This is a genomic window from Pedobacter sp. (assembly GCF_045627485.1).
In the GTDB taxonomy this organism is placed as follows: Bacteria; Bacteroidota; Bacteroidia; order Sphingobacteriales; family Sphingobacteriaceae; genus Pedobacter.
In genome coordinates, this window is sequence record NZ_JAZQNU010000134.1 from 1 (window position 1) to 3,157 (window position 3,157).

A 3,157-nucleotide genomic window follows, 5' to 3' on the forward strand; every position below is an offset into this window, starting at 1 on the left:
CTTGGAGATGTAAAATGTAAGAAGTTCTTAAATAACGTACTTCAGGAAGAATTGGCACCAATTCGTGCAAGAAGAAAAGAATATGAAAAGGATATTCCTGAAGTATATAATATTTTGAAAAAGGGCAGATACTGCGCACGCCGCCAGTGTAGGTTTGGTACCAGATTCCACCTCTTTTATAAACAGAAGATTCTTGTTTTCCCCTTGCTGTATCGGCATCCATCGTTGCCGCTATGCGCACAGTGAGCCGGTTGTTTTCCTTCAGCAGGTAATCGTCAAGTTCGTAAGAAAATGAGGTATTACCTCCCACGTGTATGGTTTCGCCCTCAATTGTTTTTAACGGAATGCCATTAAGCCACACCCTTGTTTTATAACCACAGGCACCAAAAGTTAACTGAAGTTGCGATCGAGGACATTTCGCGTCATTGGAAAGTTTTGGAAGTGGGAATTCCCTTTCATACCATACTACAATTTTGTCTTTCCAGTATCCACTATTCGGGTTGGCAGTAGACAGGTGCGTTTCTACACTACCTGGCCAATTGGCCTGGTTCTTAAAATCATGACCAATATACCAGCGTTGTTTAATGCCTTTATTTTCCGGATCCGGACTAAAACGCCAGTTGCCATCTAACAGCAAGAATGAATTTGGACGAATAACCGCCCTAGGCAACGGGTTAATATAATTATCTCCATCGTCATTATCTTTAATGTGTTTTGTGAAGCTATAATTCGGGTGGTTGCTGTCTATATCCATGCGCTTTTCTATTGAGGACCATCTTGATATCTATAAAAACAATAGCCATTAATTTTGGTTTTGAAAAAGGCCTGTCCAGATTTTTTATGACAATTCTGCCTAACCGCTTAACGGTATGAAACAGATCGAATTAGAAAACGTAGAGGTTTACCTCAACCTGATTAAAAGCCTGAAACAAGAGAACCTGAATGCAGGTAATGACCAGGATTTCCTGTTCAGGGGGCAGACCAGCGATTCGCCGCTGCTGCCTAAAATATGCCGGCTCGAAGCAAAAATGGATGTGCTTGATGCAGAGAAACTGTTGCTTAAAGAGTTTAAACGTACCAACCCTTTATTGATTAAAGAACAGCATGCCCTCGACGATTGGGATTACCTGACCCTGGGACAGCACTTTGGCTTGCCAACAAGGCTTTTAGACTGGTCAAATAATGCGCTCACCGCCCTGTGGTTTGCCACCGGCGAAAGCAATTCTTATACCCTGAAGAACGAACCGGATGCAGTAGTCTGGATTTTAATGGCTCATCATGAAGACATAGAGCCTGATATGGAAACCCTCTATCCATTTGATGTGCCCTCCATGAAAATCATCAGGCCCAGGATCATTAAACAGCGCATTAACAACCAGTCGGGTTTATTCAGTATTTCCTCTTCCCGCGACGTGCTGGAAAAAAGAGCCATTAACGAGTTGGATTCTTTTAAGGATAAACTGGTGAAAGTTAAGATTGCCTCAGAGAAGCTGATGGAAATCAGAACCGATCTCAATACGCTGGGCGTAAATGCATTTACCATATTTCCTGAGCTGGAAGGTTTATGCAATTACCTGCAATGGCGTTACTTCAAATGATAAAACCGGGTATTTCTACTTTATTAAAAATGATGTTTTTTTTGGTAAAAACGGGTACTTAACCCAGAACATTTTGCTTCCCGGAAAGGTTGAATATTTAAGAAATGATTTTAATTAATTTATTCACATCCTTATGAAAAATGTTAAATTATTTACCGCCCTTTTTTTGGCCTTTAGCACAGTTTTAACGGTTTCTTCCTGTAAGAAGGACAATGACAACGATTTTCGAATGAGTAACCAGGATTTTGTTAACCGGGCATCCAGCAGTAATAATTTTGAAATTGCTGCAGGTAACCTGGCCATCACAAAAGGTGTTAGCGAAGAAGTAAAAGCTTACGGGCAGCATATGGTGAATGACCATACTGCTGTTGGCGCTGAAATGAAGGCCCTGGCTTCTGCTAAAGGATGGTCTGTGCCAACCAGTTTAATGCCTAAAGAACAGGCTAACCTCGACAGCCTGAACAGTGCTACCGGTGCTGCTTTTGATGCTTTGTTTGCGAGAAAGATGGTGGTTTCGCATCAGGAAGCGATCGACTTATTTGAAATGGCTTCCAGAGCCAATGGCGTGCCTGATGCCGACCTCAGAACATTTGCTTCGGGTAAGTTACCAGCATTAAGAACACACTTACAGGAGGCCACTGCGCTTCTGGACAGGCAAACACCGTAATTATGCTCAAGGTTTAAAACGAATCCAGGAATTGAAAAGTGTCAATTGTTAAAAGCTATACACATAAATCTAAGTGTATGACAACGACAACTAAAAAATTAGACACAGAAAAACGGGTTCGCAAATCTGTTGCACATTTTTATGATGAGCGTTTGATTAAAGAAATCGTACAGGCTGTAGAGGATGGCACACCCAGGTTGGCGTTGGGCTACACGTAAGTTGTGATTATTTAACCCCCGAAAAGGCACATTTGATGACAGGAACACTCAAGAAAAGGTGGAAAAACAAAGCCTATAAAACAGAAGCAAATCCTGATTGTATAGCTGATATGCAATTACCAAAATTACTTGTATAACCATTACCTAAATAATTTCACCCGTGAATAGCTTTGTTAAAACAAGACACATTGACCGTTACGATCTGACTTTCACTGATTTTTGATGTCTTCACCTTACTGTTTTAACGTTACTAATTTTCGCCTTTATACAGTCCGGTTTTCAGGAGCGGTTACAAAATTTTCGGAGCAATATAATTGATGAAATAGCCGCTTTTTTAGGGCAAAAATCAGCTAAATCCTTTAAAGCAGTTTCTGATTTTGAACAGGTGTAAACCTATTTCAGGAATAAAAATTATTTCTACTTTTTGCCTTAGTTATAAGGGCCTTAGAAGGGGGTTAGAAGGGCCTTTCAAGGGCCTTTGAACGGCCACGGCCGTCTAAACACCCTTATAACCCCCTCGTAACGGCGTCATGACGGCAATATACCTGACGGTTGCACGTTGGCTCTACAATTTTTCAACTACTATCCGGCTTAATTACTTGGTTCAGTAAAATCATGGTTCCGGGAACAATGTCATTAGTCACCTGTTATGCGATAAAGGTTTATGGAAAAAT

The 3,157-nt window shown here is 41.0% G+C and carries 4 protein-coding genes; 3 read left to right on the forward strand and 1 reads right to left on the reverse strand.

Features of this window, described 5'->3' with window-relative positions:
- A partial coding sequence (locus ACR2F3_RS10140; protein ID WP_432709862.1) for a sugar-binding domain-containing protein occupies window positions 1-754 on the reverse strand: 754 nt, incomplete at its 3' end.
- A gap of 115 nt (window positions 755-869) precedes the next feature.
- On the opposite strand from ACR2F3_RS10140, the gene ACR2F3_RS10145 reads away from it, so the two are divergent.
- The 3 genes from ACR2F3_RS10145 to ACR2F3_RS10155 all read left to right on the forward strand — a co-directional run bounded on the left by ACR2F3_RS10145 (window position 870) and on the right by ACR2F3_RS10155 (window position 2,483).
- Entirely contained in the window at window positions 870-1,598 is a 729-nt protein-coding gene (locus ACR2F3_RS10145; RefSeq protein ID WP_432709863.1) for an FRG domain-containing protein, read from the forward strand.
- A 133-nt stretch (window positions 1,599-1,731) separates the two neighbouring features.
- On the forward strand, window positions 1,732-2,265 hold the full coding sequence (locus ACR2F3_RS10150; RefSeq protein WP_432709864.1) for a DUF4142 domain-containing protein: 534 nt from the start codon (window positions 1,732-1,734) through the stop codon (window positions 2,263-2,265).
- Between the two features lie 77 nt (window positions 2,266-2,342).
- Window positions 2,343-2,483, forward strand: a complete 141-nt coding sequence (locus ACR2F3_RS10155) for a hypothetical protein (protein WP_432709865.1) — start codon at window positions 2,343-2,345, stop codon at window positions 2,481-2,483.
- Window positions 2,484-3,157: the final 674 nt, after the last annotated feature.